The organism is Oryzomicrobium sp. (genome assembly GCF_036820405.1).
Lineage (GTDB): Bacteria > Pseudomonadota > Gammaproteobacteria > Burkholderiales > Rhodocyclaceae > Oryzomicrobium.
On the sequence record NZ_DAISLS010000016.1, the window covers coordinates 1 to 20,508 of the forward strand.

Annotated in this window: 17 protein-coding genes; 9 read left to right on the forward strand and 8 right to left on the reverse strand. The window is 69.5% G+C overall.

Annotation, left to right across the window (positions count from 1 at the left end; genetic code table 11):
- Positions 1-66: 66 nt before the first annotated feature.
- Complete coding sequence (locus V7Z98_RS15500; RefSeq protein ID WP_334158984.1) at positions 67-1,710, reverse strand: fatty acid--CoA ligase; 1,644 nt, start codon at positions 1,708-1,710, stop codon at positions 67-69.
- A gap of 258 nt (positions 1,711-1,968) precedes the next feature.
- On the opposite strand from V7Z98_RS15500, the gene V7Z98_RS15505 reads away from it, so the two are divergent.
- The gene (locus V7Z98_RS15505; protein WP_293264558.1) at positions 1,969-2,982 is read left to right on the forward strand and encodes an AraC family transcriptional regulator; all 1,014 of its coding nucleotides are present in this window, start codon (positions 1,969-1,971) and stop codon (positions 2,980-2,982) included.
- Between the two features lie 223 nt (positions 2,983-3,205).
- Entirely contained in the window at positions 3,206-3,970 is a 765-nt protein-coding gene (locus V7Z98_RS15510; protein ID WP_293264560.1) for a sulfite exporter TauE/SafE family protein, read from the forward strand.
- 9 nt (positions 3,971-3,979) lie between these two features.
- Here V7Z98_RS15510 and V7Z98_RS15515 read toward each other — a convergent pair whose 3' ends face one another.
- Positions 3,980-4,642: a DNA-3-methyladenine glycosylase family protein gene (locus V7Z98_RS15515; protein ID WP_334158985.1), complete on the reverse strand. Its 663-nt coding sequence runs from the start codon at positions 4,640-4,642 to the stop codon at positions 3,980-3,982.
- 50 nt (positions 4,643-4,692) lie between these two features.
- Between V7Z98_RS15515 and mobA the strand changes: the two genes are divergently transcribed.
- The 3 genes from mobA (at position 4,693) to V7Z98_RS15530 (ending at position 9,540) form a co-directional block, all read left to right on the forward strand.
- Positions 4,693-5,379 (forward strand): molybdenum cofactor guanylyltransferase MobA, encoded by a 687-nt coding sequence (mobA, locus tag V7Z98_RS15520; protein WP_293264564.1) that lies wholly within the window; start codon positions 4,693-4,695, stop codon positions 5,377-5,379.
- A gap of 286 nt (positions 5,380-5,665) precedes the next feature.
- Positions 5,666-6,910: an HDOD domain-containing protein gene (locus tag V7Z98_RS15525; protein WP_334158987.1), complete on the forward strand. Its 1,245-nt coding sequence runs from the start codon at positions 5,666-5,668 to the stop codon at positions 6,908-6,910.
- A 17-nt stretch (positions 6,911-6,927) separates the two neighbouring features.
- A complete protein-coding gene (locus tag V7Z98_RS15530; RefSeq protein WP_334158988.1) occupies positions 6,928-9,540 on the forward strand; it encodes a putative bifunctional diguanylate cyclase/phosphodiesterase in 2,613 nt (870 codons plus the stop codon).
- 67 nt (positions 9,541-9,607) lie between these two features.
- Here the strand turns inward: V7Z98_RS15530 and V7Z98_RS15535 are convergent, their stop codons facing one another.
- From V7Z98_RS15535 to V7Z98_RS15545, 3 genes are all read right to left on the reverse strand, one after another.
- On the reverse strand, positions 9,608-10,027 hold the full coding sequence (locus V7Z98_RS15535) for a GIY-YIG nuclease family protein (RefSeq protein ID WP_334158989.1): 420 nt from the start codon (positions 10,025-10,027) through the stop codon (positions 9,608-9,610).
- Between the two features lie 62 nt (positions 10,028-10,089).
- A complete protein-coding gene (locus V7Z98_RS15540) occupies positions 10,090-10,614 on the reverse strand; it encodes a hypothetical protein (protein ID WP_334158990.1) in 525 nt (174 codons plus the stop codon).
- Positions 10,615-10,663: 49 nt separating this feature from the next.
- Positions 10,664-11,305 (reverse strand): MBL fold metallo-hydrolase, encoded by a 642-nt coding sequence (locus V7Z98_RS15545; protein WP_334158991.1) that lies wholly within the window; start codon positions 11,303-11,305, stop codon positions 10,664-10,666.
- A 403-nt stretch (positions 11,306-11,708) separates the two neighbouring features.
- Between V7Z98_RS15545 and V7Z98_RS15550 the strand changes: the two genes are divergently transcribed.
- Together V7Z98_RS15550 and V7Z98_RS15555 are read left to right on the forward strand one after the other, a co-directional pair.
- Positions 11,709-12,014 (forward strand): hypothetical protein, encoded by a 306-nt coding sequence (locus V7Z98_RS15550; protein WP_334158992.1) that lies wholly within the window; start codon positions 11,709-11,711, stop codon positions 12,012-12,014.
- A 104-nt stretch (positions 12,015-12,118) separates the two neighbouring features.
- Positions 12,119-13,624: an aminoacyl-histidine dipeptidase gene (locus V7Z98_RS15555; protein WP_334158993.1), complete on the forward strand. Its 1,506-nt coding sequence runs from the start codon at positions 12,119-12,121 to the stop codon at positions 13,622-13,624.
- A 175-nt stretch (positions 13,625-13,799) separates the two neighbouring features.
- On the opposite strand, the gene V7Z98_RS15560 is transcribed toward V7Z98_RS15555, so the two are convergent.
- Positions 13,800-16,325 carry a penicillin-binding protein 1A gene (locus V7Z98_RS15560; protein ID WP_334158994.1) on the reverse strand — a complete coding sequence of 842 codons (2,526 nt, stop codon included), beginning with the start codon at positions 16,323-16,325 and terminating at the stop codon, positions 13,800-13,802.
- A gap of 431 nt (positions 16,326-16,756) precedes the next feature.
- Here V7Z98_RS15560 and V7Z98_RS15565 point away from each other — a divergent pair, with 431 nt between their 5' ends.
- Together V7Z98_RS15565 and guaD are read left to right on the forward strand one after the other, a co-directional pair.
- Positions 16,757-17,773: a hypothetical protein gene (locus V7Z98_RS15565; RefSeq protein WP_334158995.1), complete on the forward strand. Its 1,017-nt coding sequence runs from the start codon at positions 16,757-16,759 to the stop codon at positions 17,771-17,773.
- A 153-nt stretch (positions 17,774-17,926) separates the two neighbouring features.
- The gene (guaD, locus tag V7Z98_RS15570; protein ID WP_334158996.1) at positions 17,927-19,258 is read left to right on the forward strand and encodes a guanine deaminase; all 1,332 of its coding nucleotides are present in this window, start codon (positions 17,927-17,929) and stop codon (positions 19,256-19,258) included.
- A gap of 127 nt (positions 19,259-19,385) precedes the next feature.
- On the opposite strand, the gene V7Z98_RS15575 is transcribed toward guaD, so the two are convergent.
- Both V7Z98_RS15575 and trxC read right to left on the reverse strand, forming a co-directional pair.
- Positions 19,386-19,835 (reverse strand): hypothetical protein, encoded by a 450-nt coding sequence (locus V7Z98_RS15575; protein ID WP_293264588.1) that lies wholly within the window; start codon positions 19,833-19,835, stop codon positions 19,386-19,388.
- A 142-nt stretch (positions 19,836-19,977) separates the two neighbouring features.
- Positions 19,978-20,430 (reverse strand): thioredoxin TrxC, encoded by a 453-nt coding sequence (gene trxC / locus V7Z98_RS15580; protein ID WP_293264590.1) that lies wholly within the window; start codon positions 20,428-20,430, stop codon positions 19,978-19,980.
- Positions 20,431-20,508: the final 78 nt, after the last annotated feature.

The following is a 20,508-nucleotide window of genomic DNA, read 5'->3' on the forward strand; positions in this document are numbered from 1 at the left end:
CCGCCCCCAGAACCGCCGCCTTGCGTACTACTAGTTTGCTGGTCTCGCTCATGGTGCAGGGTTCCTTCATTTGACGAGTTGTTCGCGCATGGCGCGCTTGTTGAGCTTGCCCACGCTGGTGCGGGCCAGGGCGTCCACGAAGCGGACGTTCTCGGGCACACCGTACTTGGAGATGTGCCCCTGGTCGGCGAAGGTCTTGACGTGGGCCTGGATGTCGGCGGCTTCCACCTTGCCGGCGAAGTCGGGCTTGAGCACCACCAGGGCCAGGGGGCGCTCGCCCCATTTCTCGTCGGGCACGCCGATCACCGCCACCTCGCTCACCGCCGGGTGGCGGCCGATCAGGTCCTCCAACTCCAGGGACGACACCCATTCGCCGCCGGTCTTGATCACGTCCTTGATGCGGTCGGTGACTTGCAGGTAGCCGCGTCCGTCGATGTGGCCGATGTCCTGGGTGTGCAGCCAGCCGCCGTCCCACAGGTGCTCAGAGGCTTCCGGGCTGTGCAGGTAGCCCTGGGTGAGCCAGGGGGTACGGGCCACCACTTCACCGGCGCTCTTGCCGTCATGGGGGCAGTCGTCCATGTGGGCATCCACGGTGCGCAGGGCCACCAGGGGAACGGGACGGCCGGTCTTGACCCGCACCGCCACGCTGGCGTCGGCCTCCGCCTCCAAGTCGGTGGCGTCGAGCTGGGCCAGGGTCAGGATGGGACAGGTCTCGGACATGCCGTAGCCGGTAAAGACGTCGATGCCGCGCTCCAGGGCGGCCTTGGCCAGGCCGGTGGTGAGGGCCGAGCCGCCGATGATGACCTTCCAGTGGGACAGGTCCACCTGCTTGCCGTAGGGCGTCAGCAGCAGCATGTGCAGGATGGTGGGGACGCAGTGGGAGAAGGTGACCTTTTCCTTTTCGATCAGCTTGAGGATGGCCTCGGGCTGGTAGCGCCCGGGATAGACCTGCTTCACCCCGGCCAGGGTAGCGATGTAGGGCACGCCCCAGGCGTGGACGTGGAACATGGGCGTCAGCGGCATGTACACGTCGTCCCGGTGGAAACGGCCTTGCTTCGGCGCCAGGGCGATGGCGTTGCACACCGCCAGGGTGTGCAGCACCAACTGGCGGTGGCTGAAATAGACGCCCTTGGGCAGGCCGGTGGTGCCGGTGGTGTAGAAGGTGGTGGCCCGGGCGTTCTCGTCGAAGTCGGGGAAATCGTAGTGGTCCGGGCAGTCGGCCAGCAGGGCCTCGTACTCGCCGGCAAAGCCCCCCGGGGGAGCGGGGTCTTCGTCGGAGAGCAGGACGATCTTCTTCACCGTGGCCAATTCGCCCTTGATCTGCTCCAGCACCGGCAGGAATTCCCGGTTCACCAGCAGCACGTCAGCCTGGGCGTGGTTCAGGGTGTAGAGGATCTGGTCCGGCGACAGGCGGATGTTCACCGTCTGCAGCACCGCCCCCAGCATGGGCACGCCGAAGAAGCATTCCAGGTAGCGGTGGCTGTCCCAGTCCATCACCGCCACCGTGTCGCCGCCCTGGACGCCCAGGCGGGTCAGGGCGTGGCCGAGGCGGTGGATGCGCCGGGCGAATTCCCGGTAGGTGAGACGCCGCTTGTCCGCGTAGACGATCTCCTGGTCCGGCGCCACGGCCAGGGGCGTATGGAGCAGCTGCTTGATCAGCAGCGGGTAGGTGTAGGCGGAAGGGGTGACCTGGATGGGCTGCACGGACATGGGCGTGTCTCCAAATTCGTTCTGTTTATCGCCTGTCGGGCCGGCGTGGGCGCCTGAAAAACATGCGCATCGCGCCGCCCTCGGCGGTTTGCGGTACTGTGAGCCGCTTGCCTGGACTGCACGGGCGAAATCGAAAAAATCCCGAAAAACCGTGGACTTCTCGGTGGATTCTATAAATCTGCCGCCTCCGCACCGATAACCGGTTGCGCCGAAATACTTGCATAATCAGCCAAACTTCCTGCGGCACTGCACAACACCATGGCGTTTGACGACTCCGCTTCCAGCACCGTTCCCATGTCCTTCGTCCACAGCCTGCTGCGGGGCACGCCCCTGGCCCCGGCGGCCCAGGCGGACGCCCTGTCCCGGGCCGGGGTCTCCCCGGCCCTGCTGGGGGCGGATACGGCCCGGGTGACCACGGAGCAGTTCGCTGCCCTCTACCAGTTGCTGGCGCGGGAGCTGGACGACGAACTGCCGGGCATGTTCTCCCGGCCGGTGCGGGCCGGAGCCTTCAAGTTCCTGTGCCTGAGCCTGATGGAATCGGCCAACCTGCAGACCGCCCTGTTCCGCTTCACCCGCTTCTTCCACCTGGTGCTGGACGACTTCGCCATCGAGCTGGCCCGCCAGGGCGGCCTGGTGCGCATGGCCCTGATTCCCCAGACGCCGGCGGCGCCGGCCAACACCTTCGGCCAGGAGATCATGCTCAAGCTGATCCACGGCGTGGCCTCCTGGCTGACCGGCCACCGCATGGTCATGGCCCGGGTGGATTGCGCCTATCCCCGGCCGCGCCATGCCTCCGAATACGGCTTTCTCTACCCGGGACCGGTGCACTTCGACCAGCCGGTGTCCGCCCTGCATTTCGAGGCCAGCCAGCTGGCCGCGCCGATCCGCCAGGACCGCCGTTCCCTCAGCACCTTCCTGGCCCGGGCGCCGGGGGACTGGCTGTTCGTCTCGTTCAAGGAGCACCCCACCAGCCAGCGGGTGCGCGAGCTGCTGCGGGCGCGGCTGTCCCAGCCGCCCACGGCCGGCGCGGTGGCGGCCGAGCTGCATCTGTCGCTGCGCACCCTGACGCGGCGCCTGGCGGACGAAGGGACCACGTTCCAGTCTCTCAAGGACGAGTTGCGCCGGGACACCGCCATCCACCGCCTGACCACCGGCGACACGCCCATCGCCGCCATCGGCCAGGAGGTGGGCTTCGAGGACCCCAACACCTTTCACCGGGCCTTCCGCAAATGGACCGGCAGCACCCCGGGGGCCTATCGCCTGCGGCGCTGAGCCGGGTTCCGGCCGGGGCCGGCAGGCGCCAATCCTGGATACAAGCCATTCCACCCAGCGGGGCCACCGCCCTCCTCCGTAAATCCCCGGATTGCCGGCGCCATGGAAGGGAGTAAGGTCCTGTCCTCAGGCGTTCCGGCCCTGCGGTCACGGGCGCCGTTGCGCCCTAGTCCCGCGCATCCTTCGCCTTCCACACTTTTTACCGGCTTTGGCCCCCGCTCCCGTGCTCGACGATCACCTTCTGCTCGCCCTCACCCTGGTCCTGGTCGGCTTCGCGGCCTGGGTCCACGGCTTCATCGGCATCGGCTTCCCGCTCATTTCCACCCCGACCCTGGCGGCAGTGACCGACCTGAAGACGGCGGTGGTGCTGACGGTGATCCCCAACATCGCCCTCAACACCATGTCGATCCTGCGCGGCGGCAACCTGGGGGCCAGCCTGCTGCCCCACTGGCGGCTGCCCTGCTACGTGCTGCTGGGCAGCCTGGTGGGCACCCATTTTTTGATCGGCATCCCCGGAGCGCCGCTCAAGATTCTGCTGGCGGTGATGATGCTGGTGTCGGTGGCGATGAACCGCATCAAGGGCTTCGATTGGGGCTTCATCCGCCGCTCGCCGCGCACCTGGGAGGCGGTGGCGGGCCTGACCGGCGGTCTGCTGTCGGGGACGGTGAACGTCTCGGTGCCGCCGCTGGCCATCTATTTCATGGCCCTGGGCCTGGCGCCCACGGCCACCATCCAGATCTTCAACCTGTGCTTCATCGTCGGCAAGCTGACCCAGGCCGGCTCCCTGGCCGCCGCCGGCGAGATCGGCTGGAGCGACCTGCCCGGCAACCTGGGGCTGACCGTGCTGGCGGTGGGCGCCCTGCTGCTCGGCATGCGCCTCCAGGCCCGCACCTCGCCGGCCCAGTACCGGAAGTATTTGAACCTGTCGCTGGTGGCCATGGCCCTGCTGCTGCTCGGCCAGGAAGGCTGGCGCGCCCTGGCCCGCTAGGGCGCGCCGTCAGTACTCCACCGGCAAGGGGTCCAGGCTGCGCCACAGGTACCAGGTGGCCACGGTGCGCCAGGGGCGCCAGCGTTCGCCGAATTCGGCCAGCTCGGCCAGGGATGCGGCCTCGCCGGCGAAGTAGTGCAGCCTGATGGCCCGGACCAGCCCCAGGTCCTGGAGCGGATACACGTCCGGGCGCAGCAGGTTGAAGATCAGGAACATTTCCGCCGTCCACCGGCCAATGCCCCGCACCCGGGTCAGCTCGGCGATCACCGCCGCGTCGTCCATGACGCGCCAGCGGTGGGGATCGAGCTCCCCGTCGTCGAAATGCCGGGCCAGGTCGCGCAGGTAGTCGGCCTTGCGCCGCGACAGCCCGCAGGCAGCCAGCCCGTCGCCCTCCACCGCCAGCACCTGGGCTGGCGTGGGTGCCGCCGCTGCACGTCCTTCGACCTCCGCCAGCCGGGCGACGAAGCGCCCCCACACGGCGTCGGCGGCCTTCACCGAAATCTGCTGCCCGACGATGGCCCGGGCCAGGGTGGTGAATGGATCGCCCCGGCACACCAGGCCGCCGCCGTGGCGCTGCACCAGCCCGGCCATGACGGCATCGCCGGCAGCCAGCTCCCGGACCGCATCGTCCCAGTATGCAGGCGTCGTCCGCTTCACAGGCACCGACTTCATTTCCCGCCTCCTTGCCCATCCTTGCCGGAAAAGCCGGCTACCATCCGCCCATGACGATCGACACCCGTTCCACTTCCCATCTCCCGGCCGCCGATTCCACTATTCACCGGGTCGCCGGCCTGGTCCTGGCCGGCGGCGAAGGACGCCGCATGGGCGGCCAGGACAAGGGACTGCTGCCCTACCATGGCGTTCCCCTGGCCCTCCACGCCGCCCGGCGCCTCGCCGCCCAGGCGTGCCCGGTGCTAATCAGCGCCAACCGCCATTTGGAAGAATACCGGGGCTTCGGCTACCCGGTAGTGCAGGACACCCTGCCCGGATTCAACGGCCCCCTGGCCGGCATCCTGGCCGCCATGGCCGCTCTCGACACCCTGGCAACGGAGGGTGAGCCCCCCGCCTACCTGGCGGTGGTGCCCTGCGACACCCCCCATTTTCCCGCCGACCTAGTGCCGCGCCTGCTGGCGGCGGCCTCCGGCGGAAAAGCCGTCGTCCACGCCGCCGCGGGAGGCCGGGACCACTACGCCTGCGCCCTGCTGCGCACCGACCTGGCCGCCGACCTGGCGGCCTATCTGGCGGGCGGAGGACGCTCGATCCGCGGCTGGTATGAACGCCACGGGGCGGCCACTGTCATATTTGCCGACCCGGACGCCTTCGCAAACCTAAACAGCCCCGATAGCCTCTTGGCGGCGGAAGCGGCGGAAAAAGGCAAAAAACCCCAGGGAAAAACGCAAAAGCATTGACGCAAATACATGACCAAAATCAAACAGCTAGGCCTGTTGCGCGTCTAACCTTGCCTTGGCCCGCATTGGTGTTTCCGAGCCTTCGCGTTATTCTCTGGCGAAAAGAACTCAGGCGGCATCCTCACTCGCTTCCGGCACCATGCATTCCGTTTGCACCCGCGCCCCGGCGCACAACAACAACGATTACGACGATTTGGCAGCGGCGTTGACCGGGCAGTATCCGACTTTCACCTTCCGGCCGGGCTTAGCCGGGTAAACGCGGAATTTAGCGAGGAATCCAGTCATCGTGACGACCCGATACGCCTTCCTGCGGCCGCTGCTCGCCCCGAATCTGGCCTGGGCGGCCATCGACCTGGCGCTGGGCGCCCCGCAGGATTCACCTTCCGCCCCTGTTTCCCCCAATCTCGTCGCCGCGGATTTTGGCGACGCCTTCGGCCCGACCCGGGCGACCCGTTGGCCCGTGCTGATCCGGGGCCTTTACCCGGACGACGACGCCGGCGCCCCCGCCCGGGCGCCCGCCGGCTACGGTCGGGAACAGCCCCTCACGCCGTTTGCCGTCCCCCTCCCGGCCGACCCAGCGAACCCTGCCCCGGCCCGCATCGCCGCCCTGGCCGATGCCGGCCTGATCGCCGCCCTCTGGCACCGGGAACCGTCCTCCTTCAAGGCCCTCATCGACGGGCAACTGCCCGGCACGGGCTGGGACGTGGTGGATGCCCAACTGGCCCGGGACAGCATCTCGCCCCACCTGCTGCTGCATTTCCGCGAGGAAGGCCGGCCCCTGGTGGGGCTCCAGGTAGCCAGTGCCGATCTGTTCGACTGGTGCGCCAGCCGCGGTTTCACCCTGCTCGGCGCCGAATTCGTCAGCCGCCCCGAGGTGGACCCCCACTCCCCGGCCGATCCGACCAAGCTCAAGCTGCTACGGCTGCTCTCCCTGGTGGTCCAGGACGCCCACACCAGTGAGCTGGAAGAAGTGTTCCGGGGCGAACCGAAGCTGCTCTACAACCTGCTGCGGCTGGTCAATTCGGTGTCGGTGGGCAGCCCCACCAAGGTCACCAGCCTGTCCCAGGCCCTGCTCCTGCTCGGCCGGCGCCAGCTGCAGCGCTGGCTGCAACTGCTCATCTACGCCAACCAGTTCAGCCAGCCCCAGCAGCCCAATCCCCTGCTCAAGCAGGCCGCCTACCGGGGAAGCCTGCTCGAAGGGCTGCTCCACAACGCCATTGCCCAGAGCAACGCCGAGGAATGCCCGGACTGCGCCTACATGGTGGGCGTGTTCTCCCTGCTGCCCACCCTGCTCCACCTGCCCATGGCCGACATCCTGGCCAACCTGCCCCTGCCCGAGGAAGTGGCCGCCGGCCTGCTCCACGGCGAGGGCATCCTGGGCTGGGGGCTGGGCATCGTCGCCGCCGCCGAACAGGGCGACTTCGACATCGGTACCAAGGCCCTGGCCCAGGCCGGCGTCGATCCGGTCCAGTGGCTGCGCATCCAGCAGCAGGCGTTCGGCTGGACCAGCCAGCTGGACACGGACAACTAGGCCGCCGCACCGCGCCCATGCCCTCGACCCGGATCACCGTGGCCCCCGAACTCGACCCGATTCCTGCCGCCCTGGCCACCCAAGCCGCCCGCATCGGCGACCTGGATTTGGCCGGGCGCCTGGCCGCCGCCCTGCTCGGCGGCAACGGCGCGCTGCCGGACGAACTGATCCGCGCCCTGTGTTGCAGCGCCCTGGAAAGCCCCGACGGCTGCTTTGTCAGTTGCCTCGACGACCTGGCCGCCGACGACGCGGCCGCCCCCCGCGGCGCCCTGGGACCCGAAACCCGCTTCGCCGCCTACCGGGACGCCCTGCCCGCCCCCTGGCGCCAGCTGTTCCGCCAGGCCCTGGAAAGCGGCCTGCCGGTGGTGGCCGACGGCCACCTGAGCGATGACGGCATCCCCCGCCTAGGCGTGACCCTGCGCCATGGCCCGGCACCCCTGGGCATGGTCGGCGTGGCCGGCCGCCCCGGCGGCTACAGCGCCACGGAACAGCAGCGCTTCGCTGCAATCGCCGGCCTGCTCGCCCAGGGGCTGGAGGTGCGCCGGCAGTTGGCCGAGCGCCAGGCCGAGCTGGCCCGCAGCGAAGCCAAGGTGGCCCACCAGAGCCTGATCCTCGACCAGATCCACGATTCGGTCCTGACCCTGGACCTTTCCGGCTTCATCACCGGCTGGAACAAGGGCGCCGAGCGCCTCTTCGGCTACACCGCCGGCGAGGCCCTGGGCCGCCACATCCTCTTCCTCTACGCCGACGAGCGGGAGGAGGACGAGATGTTCAACGCCTTCCTCGAAGGCAACCAGCGCGAGTTCGAGGTGCGCGGCCGGCGCAAGAACGGGGAAGAATTCTGGGCCAGCATCACCCTTTCCCTGGCCCGGGACGGCCAGGACCGGCCCCAGTCGATCATCGGCTACCTGATCGACATCACCGACCAGCTTTCCGCCCAGGAAAAACTGCGCCTGCACGCCCGCATCTTCGAACAGAGCAGCGAGGCGGTCGTGGTGGTGGAGCGCGGCGGCAACGTGGTTTCGGTGAACCGGGCGTTCACCGAGATCACCGGCTTCCGCGAGGACCAGGTACTCGGCTACCCTCCGCGCATGCTCCTGGCCCTGCGCGACGACCCGGAAGCCGCCGCCGTGGTCGAAGCCGCCCTGGCCGCCACCGGCACCTGGCAGGGCGAGCTGGAGGACGAGCGCAGCAACGGCGAGCGCTACCCGGCCGGGGTGTCCCTGGCCTTGGTGCGCAACGCCAGCGGCGAGGAAACCCACCGCTTCTTCGTGTTTTCCGACCTGACCGAGCGCAAGGCCCACGAGCAGCAGATCTACCGGCTGGCCTACTACGACAGCCTGACCGGGCTGCCCAACCGCTCCCTGCTGTTCTCCCTGCTCGCCCAGGCCCTGCTCGAATCCCAGCGCCGCCAGAGCCACGGCGCCCTGCTGTTTGTCGACCTGAATCGTTTCAAGACGGTGAACGATTCCTACGGCCATGCCGCCGCCGACTCCCTGCTGCGCGACGTGGCCGAACGCCTGATCCGGACGGTGCGCGCCGAGGACGTGGTGGCCCGCCTGGGGGGCGACGAGTTCGTCATCGCCCTGATGGACATCGCCCACCGGGACGACGCCGCCCGGGTGGCCTACAAGATCCACGACGCCCTGGCCCTGCCCTTCGTCGCCGGGGACGGCAGCCGGGAGGAAGTGCGCATCTCGGCGGCCATCGGCATCGCCCTCTTCCCCGACGACGGCCGCGACGCGGAAACCCTGCTGCGCCACGCCGACGTGGCCATGTACCGGGCCAAGCAATCCACCGCCGACGGCTTCCTGTTCTATTCCCAGGAGATGAACCGCCGCTCCCGGGAACGCCTCAAGCTCGAAGGCGCCCTGCGCCGGGCCCTGGAACAGGGCGAGCTGAGCCTGCACTTCCAGCCCCAGCTGTGCCTGTCCACCCAGCGCATCGTGGGCGCCGAGGCCCTGCTGCGCTGGCGCCACCCCGAGCTGGGGCCGATCCCGCCGGCGGAATTCATCCCCCTGGCCGAGGAAACCGGCCTGATCATCCCTATCGGCACCTGGGTCATCAACGCCGCCTGTGCCCAGGCCCACGCCTGGCAAAAACAGGGGCTGCCCCAGGTGCGGCTGGCGGTGAACCTGTCGTCGCGCCAGTTCCTGCCCGGGCTGCCCCAGCAGATCAGCGAAATCCTGGCCCGCCATCAGCTGTCCGGCGACGTGCTGGAACTGGAGATCACCGAGTCGATGCTGATGCACAACACGGAGCGGGTGGTGGCGATGATGGAAGAATTCCAGCAGGCCGGCCTATCCCTCTCCCTGGACGACTTCGGCACCGGCTATTCGAGCCTGTCGTACCTGAAGCGCTTCCCCATCGACAACCTGAAGATCGACCAGTCCTTCGTCCGCGGCCTGCCCGAGGACGCCAACGACTCGGCCATCGCCCGGGCCATCATCGGCATGGCCAAGGCCCTCAAGCTGTGCGTCATCGCCGAGGGGGTGGAAACCGAGGCCCAGCTTCGCTTCCTGGCCGAAGCCGGCTGCGACGAGATCCAGGGCTACCACTTTTCTCCCCCGCTCCCCGCCGACCAATTCGCCGCCCTGCTGCTGCGGGTGAACGGCCCGGCCGGCCAGTAAATCCGGTTCCGACGCCTGGCCCGTTCCGGCATGTCCGCCGGAGTGTGGCTCGCCATTGTCCGCGCCCTCAGTCCGGCTTTTTTTCCCCCAGATAGCGCAGGTGGCTGACACAGCCTGCCTTGCAGTCGCTGGCGCCGAAGCCGGGCGCCACCACCGTGCCGCCCACGGCCCGGTTGGCGGCGCACTCGGCCATGGTCAGCCGCTCCACCGCCAGCACCGCCGCCTCGTCCCGGGCCAGCAGGTAATCGATGTGCCAGCGCAGGGGCTTGGGCCGCTCCGCCGTACCGCGCCAGAAATGCCGCGCCACCCGGGCCTCGAAATTGCGCAGGGCCGAGCCGGTATAGACGTAGTCCCCGGCCGGAAAGAGAAAGGTGCCGAGCCGCCCCACGGTCACGGATAACGGAGCGGCCAACCGGATGTGCAGGCGGTAGGTGGTGGGGGCCGCCGGCCCGCCGTCCGCCACGTTGCCCGCCACGTTGCCCGCCATAGCAGACGGCCTTAGCGGAGGCGCTGCGCCGCCGTCCACAAATCCTGCCCCGCCAGGGAGGCCTACCACCGCCCGTAGCGCTCGCGCCAGCCCTGGAAGGGTTGCGACAGGGACTGGCGCGGGTCTTCGCTGCGTCCGTAGGCCATGCCCTCGATGAACCAGGAGGGCGTGAACAACCACATTTGCAGGGTACCCAGCCGCTCGTACTGCAACACGTGGATCAGTTCGTGGCGGACATAGAAGGGCTGCCAGCCACGCTTGGCCATGACCACGCCCAGGGGGCCCACCGTGATACCGGCGGCGCCCGTGAGGCCGAAGGCGCGGGAGCACTCGTCCGTGCTGCAAAACACCACTGTCGGCCGGCGCTGAATCGCCCCCAGTTCGCGCCCGACGAAGTCCTCGGCCTCTGCCAGCAGCGCCCGCGCTTCGGGCAGCCGGGCGGGATCGTCGGTGCAGAGGCGCTCCTGGATGCAGACCACCCCGTTCAACTCCGGCGCAACCAAGCGCAGGGGCTTCACCGCTGCCCAGGTGATGGCCGGAATGGCGTGGGCGAGAAAAACGATGGCGGCGGCGTGTCTGAGCTTCATGTCGGCAGGTGAATCCGGGGACGTTGTTCAGTTAAGCAAGATGGAATCTTCAGCCGGCCCGGCCGCTGACGAAGGGATTGTCGGCCCGCTCGTCGCCGAAGGTGGACATGGGGCCGTGGCCGGGGATGAAGGCCACGTCGTCGCCCAGGGGGAACAGGCGCTGTTTGATCGAGGCGATCAGGGTCTGGTAGTCGCCCTTGGGAAAATCGGTGCGGCCGATGGAGCCGGCAAACAGTACGTCCCCCACCAGGGCCAGCCGGGACGGGGCGTGGAAGAACACCACGTGGCCCGGGGTGTGGCCCGGGGTGTGGATCACCGCCAGGGTCGCGTTGCCCACGGCCACCGTGTCGCCGTCGTTGAGCCAGCGATCGGGCAAAAAGGCGTCGGTGTGGGGAAAGCCGAACATCTGGGCCTGGCGCGGCAGGCCGTCGAGCCAGAAGCGATCCTCCTCCTGGGGGCCTTCCACCGGCACGCCGTAGCGCTCCCGCATTTCCACCGTGCCGCCCACATGGTCCAGGTGGCCGTGGGTGAGCAGGATGCGCTCCAGGGTCAGGCCGTGGCGCTCCAGGGCGGCGGCGATGCGCTCCACGTCGCCCCCCGGGTCCACCACCGCGGCACGGCGGGTTTCCTCGCACCACAGCACGGTGCAGTTCTGGGCGAAGGGGGTGACCGGGACGATCTCGAACTTCATGGACGGGCTCCGAAGATGGCGGTGGGCGGTACCGAGCCAGGGCGGCGATGCCGAACCGTGGCCGGGTCGGCATTGTAGCCTGTAGCCCACCTTTGCCACCCCGCCCGCCAACCCCCGCCAACCCTTTTGGTGCATCGCCTGGCATCCCGGCCCGCGCCATGCACCAGGCCGGCACAGGTGCGCCGGTCCTCGGCCGCCCTTCCTGGCGCGGTACGCCCCCAAAATTCCGGCGCCATCCTCCGGCGGGAACGATGCAGCCAAGGCAGCGCGGTCCCGGAGCCCTCCGATACACCGGGCAACTATCTTATTGGCATGAAAATCGCTGCACGCCGAGCATCACTTACCGATGCGCGGCCGGGTCCACAAGGCCCGCGTCCCTTCCGCCCAGAACCAAGACACCCCCATGGACGCCACCCCGCCCGATCCCCTCGAAACCGCCCGCCTGCTGGCCCGCTTCAAACTGCAAGTACGCCGCGCCCTCGACCAGTCCGTGAACCTGGAGCAGTTGGCCAACGACCCGGCCTACGCCAAAACGAGGCTCGCCGAGATCGAGGACGCGGCCGAGGACGAAGACCTGCTGGTCATGGTCCTGCGTCTGCGCGCCCTGTTGCTGCCGCCTCCCGTAGCAGCCGCTCCGCCGCCCGCAGCCCCGGAGCCCGCTGCCCCCCAGGAGACCCGCAACTACAAGTTCGGCGCCCGCTCCTGGTAGGGCCGCGCGGCGCCTTCCGGGTCGCCATGCCCGGCGAGCTCGGCGACAATAGGGGCTTTTATTTCCCGCAGGCATCGGCACCGCCGGCCTGGGCCCCTACCGTCATGAACGCCGTTGCCCCTCTCCCCTTCGCCGACCTCACCCCCGCCCCCGTCTGGCGCCACTTCGCCACCTTGTGCGCCATTCCCCGGGCGTCCAAGCATGAGGCGGCTTTGCGTGGGCACCTGGCGGCCTGGGCGGCGGGGCGCGGGCTGGCGACTGAGCAGGACGACGCGGGCAACCTGCTGATCCGCAAGGCCGGCAGCCCGGGGCGTGAGAACGAGGCCGGGGTGATCCTGCAAGGCCATCTGGATATGGTCTGCCAGAAGAACGGCGGCACCGAGCACGACTTCCACCGCGACCCGATCCGCCCGGTGCGGGACGGCGATTGGCTGGTGGCGCCGGACACCACCCTGGGGGCCGACAACGGCCTGGGGGTGGCCCTGGCCCTGGCGGTGCTGGAGGCGGACGGCCTCTCCCACCCGCCCCTGGAGGTGCTGCTCACCGTCGATGAGGAAGCCGGCATGGGCGGCGCCCTGGGGCTGCAACCGGGCTGGCTGCGGGGCACCCGGCTGATCAACATCGACACCGAGGAATGGGGCCACTTCTACCTGGGCTGTGCCGGCGGGCTGGACGTGAATGTGGACTGGACCCTGCCCAACGAACCCGCGCCGGCGGGCTGGACCGCTGGGCGCATCGAGGTGGCCGGGCTGCGCGGCGGCCACTCGGGCATCGACATCGACAAGGGCCGGGGCAACGCCATCAAGCTGCTGGTGCGCCTGCTGCGCGACCTGGCGGATGCCCACCCGGGCGCCTTCCGTCTGACTGGTCTGGACGGCGGCACGGCGCGCAACGCCCTGGCACGGGAAGCCTCGGCCACCATCGCCCTGAACCCCGCTTCCCTGGCCGATCTTCAGGCCACCCTCGCGGAGAGGGCCGCCGTTATTGGCCGGGAATACGCGGGCGTTGAAGATCGTTTATCGGCGCGGCTTTCCACGGGGGCGCCCGGCGAGGCCCCCTCCCCCATCCTCACCGCCGCCGCCCAGGCCGCCCTGCTGGCGGCCTTCAACGCCGCGCCCCACGGGGTGGCGCGCATGAGCCAGAGCGTCGCTGGCGTGGTGGAAACGTCCAACAACCTGGGGGTGCTGACCCTGGCCGCGGGCCGCGCCCGGGCCAACTTCATGGTCCGCTCCCTGGTGGATTCGGCCGCCCTGGCCCACGCCCGGGCGATTGCCGACCTGTTTGCCTTGCTCGGCCCGGACTGCCGCGTCACCACCGGCGACAACTACCCGGGCTGGCGGCCCAACCCGGATTCGCCCCTGCTGGCCCTGGCGCAGCAGGTCTTTGCACGGGAATTCCCGAACGACAACGGCGGCACGGCCAAGGTGGAGGTGATCCACGCCGGCCTGGAGTGCGGCATCATCGGCGCCGCCTACCCGGAACTGGACATGCTCTCCTTCGGCCCCACCATCCGCGGCGCCCACGCCCCGGGGGAACGGGTCGAGGTGGCCAGCGTGGCCAAGTGCTGGCAGCTGCTCACCGCCCTGCTGGCGGCCCTGCCGGCACGCTGAAAAATTCCGGATGCCCCGGGCCGCCCAAAAACCAACCGGCCGGAAACCCAATAGGGACGCGGACTTTCAGATAGGCCGCCTTAAACTAAAGGATTGGCGCGGGTTTCCAGAGCCACCCTCTGGAGATCAAGGCAGGGCGCGGCGTTCCGGCCAGCGCCAGGGCGGCGGCGGGGGATTACGGCTGGGGGGTGCCACCGGCCGGGCCGGGCACGGCGCCCCCCGGGGCGTTGCCCGGGGGATTGGCGGCGCCTCCGGGCGGCGCGCTGCTGCTTCCACCGTTGTTGCCGCCACTGCCACCACTGCCACCACTGCCACCTGATCCCGCCGGCGCCCCCGCCGGTCCAGGCAGCCCCCGGGCCTCGGGGGGCACCAAGTCCGGCGGCAGATCCGGGTTCGGCTGGGAGGCTCCCATGTCCTCCACCGGCGCCGCCTCCTGGGGTTCGGGCAGGGGCTCCGGCGGCGCCGCGGGAGGCGCCTTGGGTGTTTGCGGCTTCGGCGCCGGGCCGAACAGTCGGTCGTGCAGGGTCTCGTACAGGCCCTGGGCCCACTCCGCCACCCAGTCGGTGAAGCGGTTCCACCAGCGCACGACGAAGCTCTTCTCCGGTTCCTCGAAGCGGGCCTTGGCGTCGATAGCCTTGCCACGCAGGGCGCGCTGGAAGAAGTCGCCCACCATGGGCAGGGCGCTGTGGGCGCCCTGGCCCCAGTAGTCGCTGCGCAGGGTGATGCGGTTGTCGTTGAAGCCGACCCAGGCCCCGGCCACCAGTTCCGGGTGCATCAGAATGAACCAGCCGTCGGTGTTGCCCTGGGTGGTGCCTGTCTTGCCGGCCACGTCGGCGCGGATGCCGTAGCGGCTGCGGATGGCCACGCCGGTGCCCTTGTCCACCACCCCGCGCATGGCGTCGAGCAGAGTATAGGCGGCCTCGTTTGATAGGGCCGGCTCCGCGTCCGCCGGGGCGAACTCGGCCAGTACCTTGCCGTTGCGGTCCTCGATGCGGGTGACCATGGTGGGGGGAATGTAGGCACCGCCGTTGGCGATGGTGCCGTAGGCGCTGACCATCTCCTTGAGGGTCACCGGGCTGGTGCCCAGCGCCAGGGACGGCACCTGCTCCAGCGGGCTCTGGCGCACCCCCATGGCCTGGGCCAGCTTGGCCACCTTGGCCGGGCCCACGGTCTGCATCAGCTGGGCGGTGATGGTGTTCTTGGAATAGGCCAGGGCATCGCCCAGGGTCATGGGCTGGCCGCTGGGCGGGGAGTGGTCGCCGGGGCGCCACACCTCGCCACCTTTGAGGGGGATTTCCACCGCCTGGTCTACCAGGGTGTCGTCGGGCTTGGCGCCCTGGGCAAAAGCGGCGCCATAGACAAAGGGTTTGAAGGTGGAGCCGGGCTGGCGGCGGGCCTGCTGCACGTGGTCAAAGCCGTCTTGCAGGTAATCCCGGCTACCCACCCAGGCCCGCACCTGGCCGGTACGCGGGTCCAGGGCGAGGAAGCCGGCCTGGATGGTGGCCTTCTGCTTGCGCAGGGTTTCCATGAAGGCCCGGTCGGCGAGCAGCTTCTTCATCGCCTGGGCCTGATCCAGGCCGGCGTCCCGGGCGGCCTTGTAGTCCGGCGTCTCGGCGATGAAGGCCGCCAGCAGCGGATCGGTCGCACCCTTGGCGCCGCGGCGGAAGCGGCCGGCCCACATGCCGTCGGCCAGGCCCTGGAGCTGGGCGCCCTGGCGCGCCACCGCCTGGGTTGCCCAGGCTTGCAGGCGCGAATCGACGGTGGTGCGCACCACCAGGCCGTCGGCGTAGATGTTGTAGTCGTTGTCGTCGGCCCAGGCGATCAGCCACTTGCGCAGCTGCTGGGCGAAATGGGGCGCCGGCCCTGGGGGCTCGGTCTGGCGCTCGAAATCCAGTTTGAGGGGCTTCTTCTTCAGGACCTCGAACTGGGCGGGCGTCAGACGCTCACGCTTGACCATCTGGGCCAGCACCGTATTGCGCCGTTGCAGGGCCCGTTCCGGGTTGAGCACCGGGTTGTAGTAGCTGTTGCCCTTGAGCATGCCCACCAGGGTGGCGCTTTGCAGCACGTCGAGCTTGCCGGCGCTGCTGTCGAAGTAGGTACGCGCCGCCATCTCGATGCCGTAGGCGTTGTAGAGGAAGGGCACCGTGTTCAGGTAGGTCTCGAGGATCTCGTCCTTGGTGTACAGGGCCTCGATCTTGAAGGCGGTGATGGCCTCCTTGAGCTTGCGCGTCAGGGTCGGCGCCCGGCCGATCTCATCCGGGTAGAGGTTGCGCGCCAGCTGCTGGGTGATGGTGGAACCGCCCTGGCGGTCGCCGGAGAAGGTGCGCAGAGCCGCCCCGGCGGTGCGCCGCCAGTCGATGCCGTGGTGCTGGTAGAAGCGGTGGTCCTCGGTGGCCACCAGGGCTTCCACCACCCGGGGCGAGATGTCGGCCAGGGGCACCCATTCCCGGTTGGCGCGCTTGAACACCGCCAACTCCTTACCGTCGGCGGAGAGCACCTGGGCCGGCTGCTCCTGCTTGGCCTTGCGGATGTCGCTGATGCCCGGGGTGAACGGGATCAGGACGAGGACGTAGAGCAGGAACAGGGCCGGCGGCGCGGCCAGGACGATGGCCACGGTCCGGCGGGTGGGCCGGGGCAGTCGGGACAGCAGGCGCAGGAAGGGAGCAAGGCGGGACTTGAGCTGGTCTGGGGCCAGATTCATCGCGGGTCGTCAGGCGGGGAGGCAACGAGCGTTGCAAAAAAGGACGCGGCCAATCCGGCGCCCTGAGAGGTATAGCCCGCCATTGTCCTCCTCCGGCGCCAGGATTTCACGTGACGTTTTGTGCCGCCGCATTGTGCCGCCGGACAGCAACGGTTTGAAACACAGGCTTACAAATACCCTTGCATTATCAGGGAATTATCCAAACCCGAGAACGTCGACTACAGTGAAAGCAACGGGCATCCCGCTCGTGCCTCCGGGTTCGGATCGATGGACGGTGAGGCAGGAATGGAGGGGCGGGTACGGATCGTTTCCACATCATGCAGGGCAGTGCCATGGATGTTTCGCTCACCACCGGAGTTGCCGGCTTTGCCGCGACGCCTCGCCTCACGGCGCTCATACCGGCCACGGTAGGAACCAGTGCGGACGCCTCCTTGCCGCAAGCCACGCTCGACTACAGCCCGAGCGCGATCGTGGACTTATCGGCGGCGGGGCTGCTCGCCGCCGCCGGCGACAGCCAGAGTGGCAACGACGGCAGCCTGTTGCAGCAAAGCCTGAGCGACATCGCCGCCACGGATCAGGGTAGCGGCACCACCCCTTATGCCTCGCTGCTGATCAACGGCGTGCTGGGCGCGAGCCCCACCGTCTCGCCAGACGCCCTCACCGCCGCCAGCCTGGCCGATACGACGCTGGAAACGGCCATCGCCGCCAATCCTGACAACGCCGCCGCCCTGGTGTCCCAGGCAACGAGCGCCCTGGCCGCCCAGGCAACCGCCTTCGAAAACCAACTCGCCACCAGCACCCAATCCCAGGACAACGCCGCCCTGCTCACCGCCGCCGCGGTCCTGCCGGTAGGGGAAAGCTCATCCCTGACCTCGGACGTGCTCCTGCTGCAAGCCGGACTGGCCAGCGCCAGCCCCCTGCTCGACACGACCAGCCCCCTCGAAGACCTGCTGGCTGCAAGCCAGCCGGCGGTTCAACTCCCGACGACGACGGTGCCGGCCGCGGCGGCGGCCGCCAACGCCGCCTCCCAGCAAAACTCCGCCGCCGGAGCGCCTTCGACCCAGGCCACCACCACGGCGCAACTGGCTACCAGCCTCGCCGACAACCAGACCACCGCCCAGGAGTTGGCGGCCACCACCGCGACGCCCAGCGACTCCGCCACCGCCGACCTGCTCGCCTCCCAGGCGACCCAGGCGCTACAGAACCTGCTTTCCGACCCCGTGGCCCAGACCCAAAGCATCCTGGACACGCCCCTTTACGCGGCCCTGATCGCCAGCAGCCACCTGGGCGACTTCGTCCAGCCCGCCCAGGCGACGACCCGCGCCCCCACGGCGTCGGACAGCCCTGCGCCGGTTTCCGCCACGTCCCGGGCGCGCTACATCGCCTACTACAACCAGCAGCTGGAAAACGAAGGACAGAACCAGCGCGTTCAGCAGGTGCTGTCCTGAGAGGTAGCACCACCGCTGTCGACGATACGCCCTGTTTTTTCCCTTCATCCGCAGCCCCGCCCCTGGCGGGGCTGCGCTTTTTGACGGCGGCGGCGACAATGGCCCCCATACCTCCCGCCAACTCCTCGCCAGCCGCCCGCGCGGCGCCACACCATGGACCTGCACCTCGGCACCCTCTTCCACTGCCTCGACGACCCGGACTCCAAAGAGAATGAAGCCCCAGACCCGGCCGCCTGGGAATTCATCCCCCAGGGCGCCCTGGCCGTGGAAGGCGGACGCGTGGCGGACCGGGGCCCGGCGGCAGTGCTCGCCGCCCGCTACCCCGACGCCCGCCGTCACGACTGGGGCACCGGCCTGATCGTGCCGGGCTTCGTGGATACCCACATCCACGCCGCCCAGGTGGACGTGATCGCCTCCCACGGCAGCCAGCTGCTCGACTGGCTGGAGCGCTACACCTTCCCCGAGGAAACCTGCTTCGCCGACCCGGACCACGCGGCGGCGGCCTCCGCCTTCTTCTTCGACCAACTGGCCGCCCACGGCACCACCAGCGCCTGCATCTTTCCCACGGTGCACGAGGGCGCCACCGAGGCGGTGTTCGCCGAGGCGGCCCGGCGCCGGCTGCGCATCGCCTGCGGCAAGGTGGCGATGAACCGCTTCTGCCCCGAGGCCCTACGCGACGGCCCCGACCTGGGCCGGGCCGCCACCGAGCGGCTGATCGCCCGCTGGCACTGCCACGGCCGACTGCGCTACATCCTCACCCCCCGCTTCGCCCCGGCCTCGACGCCGGCACAACTGGCCTGGCTGGGCGGATTGCGTCGGGAGGTGCCCGGCCTGGCGGTACAGTCCCACGTGGCGGAAAACCGGGCCGAAGTGGCCTGGGTGCGGGAGCTGTACCCGGAAGCGCGCAGCTATCTGGACGTCTATGAGCGCCACGGCCTGCTCGGCCCGGGCTGCGTCTACGCCCACGGCATCCACCTGGACGACGCCGACCGGGCCCGGCTGGCGGCCACCGGCACCGCCATCGCCTTTTGCCCGACGTCCAACGAATTTCTCGGTAGCGGCCTGTTCGACCTGGCCCGGGCGCAAGAGGCTGGCGTCACGGTGGGCCTGGGCAGCGACGTGGGGGCCGGCACCTCCTACTCGCTGCTGCGCACCCTGGCCTCGGCCTACGGGGTGTTGCAGTTGCAGGGGCAGAGCCTCAGCCCCTGGCGCGGCTTCTACCTAGCCACCCTGGCCGGCGCCCGGGCCCTGGGGCTGGACGGCCTGATCGGCAACTTCGAGACCGGCAAGGAGGCGGATTTCGTGGTGCTCGACCCCGAGGCCACGCCGGTGCTGGCCCGGCGCTGCGCCCGGGCCCTGGAACGGGCCGGGGGCGACCTGGCGGCTGCCGCCGGGGAAATCCTCTTCGCCCTGATGCTGCTCGGCGACGACCGGGCGGTGCGGGCCACCCACATCCTGGGCGAGGCGGCCTACCGGCGGACGTAGGGCGCCAGGGCGGCAAGCGGCCGCAAGGAAGGCCGAGGCAAACCGAAGGGGAGCCTCGCGGCTCCCCCGGTGATGGACGCGTGGGGTAGCGCCCGGCCAACCCTTGCCGGACGCGGCAGGCTAACGATCAGTCGCGCCGGCCCCGGTCGCGGTCATAGCCGCGATCATGGTCGTGGCCCCGATCCCCGTCCCAGCCACGGCCCGGTCCCGGGCCACGGCGGTCGTCCCAATGGCGATCCCGGTGCATTTCCCGGTAACGCGGCACATAGACGTTGTTGTACCAGCGCTCCTGGACGAAATAGACCGGCCGGCCGCAGGCGTTGTACTGGTAGCAGTAACGCCGCCAGTCGCGGGCCTGCCAGGGCGGCACATACAGGTAGACGGGGGGCGGCAGGGACGGACCGCGCTGGATGATCATCGGCTGGGGATAGACGAGCGCCGGGGCCGGGTAGTTGCCGATGTCGATGCGGCCGTAGAACCCGGGATCGCCCACGCTCACCGAAACGCCCACGTCGGCCAGGGCCGGCGTCGCTGCGGCCGCAGCGCTCAGGATCAGGGCGGAAAGAATTCGTTTCATGGCCGGAACCTCCTCTGTCAGTGGTTCCTATTTGACGCACGGCCATGGGGAAACGTTGACCCGCTTTCCCGCCATTCGCGTAATCAACTGCAAGCAATTGCAAACACGGCCCCGGCGGGCAGCACCGCCGTGCCACGGGCTTTCAGGCGCTCCCCGCTTGGCGCAGCCAGGTCTCGATCTGCTCGACGGACAGGGCGCCGGACTGGCGCGCCACCTCCCGTCCGCCCTTGAACAGGATCAGGGTGGGAATGCTGCGGATGGCGAAGCGCGCCGCCAGGGCCTGGTTGGCCTCGGTATCCACCTTGGCGAACCGCACGCCCGGGGTCCGCCGGGCCGCCGCCGCGAAGGCCGGAGCCATGGCCCGGCAGGGGCCGCACCAAGCCGCCCAGAAATCCACCAGCACCGGCTGGTCGGAACGGCCAACGTAACGCTCGAAATCGACGGCGCCGGCCCCCAGGGCGACGGGTTCCCCCGGCAGCAACGGTGCCTTGCACTGGCCGCAGGCGGGCCCTTCGCCAATCCGTTCGGCGGCGATGCGGTTGATGGCGCCGCAGGACGGGCAGACGGCGTGCAGGGCGGAAGCGGTGGCGGACATGAGCGTCTCCGGTCAATCAGAATATGCTCATATATGCGGCCGAAGCGGCGGATTTCAAGCCGCCCCGACGCCGGGGCG

Bases quoted from the DNA above. Each gene is read 5' to 3' on its own strand.
- V7Z98_RS15555 (WP_334158993.1), top strand. From the start codon at position 12,119: ATGAACGCCGTTGCCCCTCTCCCCTTCGCCGACCTCACCCCCGCCCCC.
- V7Z98_RS15535 (WP_334158989.1), bottom strand. From the start codon at position 10,027: ATGGCGGGCAACGTGGCGGGCAACGTGGCGGACGGCGGGCCGGCGGCC.
- V7Z98_RS15575 (WP_293264588.1), bottom strand. From the start codon at position 19,835: ATGAAACGAATTCTTTCCGCCCTGATCCTGAGCGCTGCGGCCGCAGCG.
- guaD (WP_334158996.1), top strand. From the start codon at position 17,927: ATGGACCTGCACCTCGGCACCCTCTTCCACTGCCTCGACGACCCGGAC.
- V7Z98_RS15500 (WP_334158984.1), bottom strand. From the start codon at position 1,710: ATGTCCGTGCAGCCCATCCAGGTCACCCCTTCCGCCTACACCTACCCG.
- mobA (WP_293264564.1), top strand. From the start codon at position 4,693: ATGACGATCGACACCCGTTCCACTTCCCATCTCCCGGCCGCCGATTCC.
- trxC (WP_293264590.1), bottom strand. From the start codon at position 20,430: ATGTCCGCCACCGCTTCCGCCCTGCACGCCGTCTGCCCGTCCTGCGGC.
- V7Z98_RS15560 (WP_334158994.1), bottom strand. From the start codon at position 16,325: ATGAATCTGGCCCCAGACCAGCTCAAGTCCCGCCTTGCTCCCTTCCTG.
- V7Z98_RS15545 (WP_334158991.1), bottom strand. From the start codon at position 11,305: ATGAAGTTCGAGATCGTCCCGGTCACCCCCTTCGCCCAGAACTGCACC.
- V7Z98_RS15515 (WP_334158985.1), bottom strand. From the start codon at position 4,642: ATGAAGTCGGTGCCTGTGAAGCGGACGACGCCTGCATACTGGGACGAT.
- V7Z98_RS15550 (WP_334158992.1), top strand. From the start codon at position 11,709: ATGGACGCCACCCCGCCCGATCCCCTCGAAACCGCCCGCCTGCTGGCC.
- V7Z98_RS15530 (WP_334158988.1), top strand. From the start codon at position 6,928: ATGCCCTCGACCCGGATCACCGTGGCCCCCGAACTCGACCCGATTCCT.
- V7Z98_RS15540 (WP_334158990.1), bottom strand. From the start codon at position 10,614: ATGAAGCTCAGACACGCCGCCGCCATCGTTTTTCTCGCCCACGCCATT.
- V7Z98_RS15505 (WP_293264558.1), top strand. From the start codon at position 1,969: ATGGCGTTTGACGACTCCGCTTCCAGCACCGTTCCCATGTCCTTCGTC.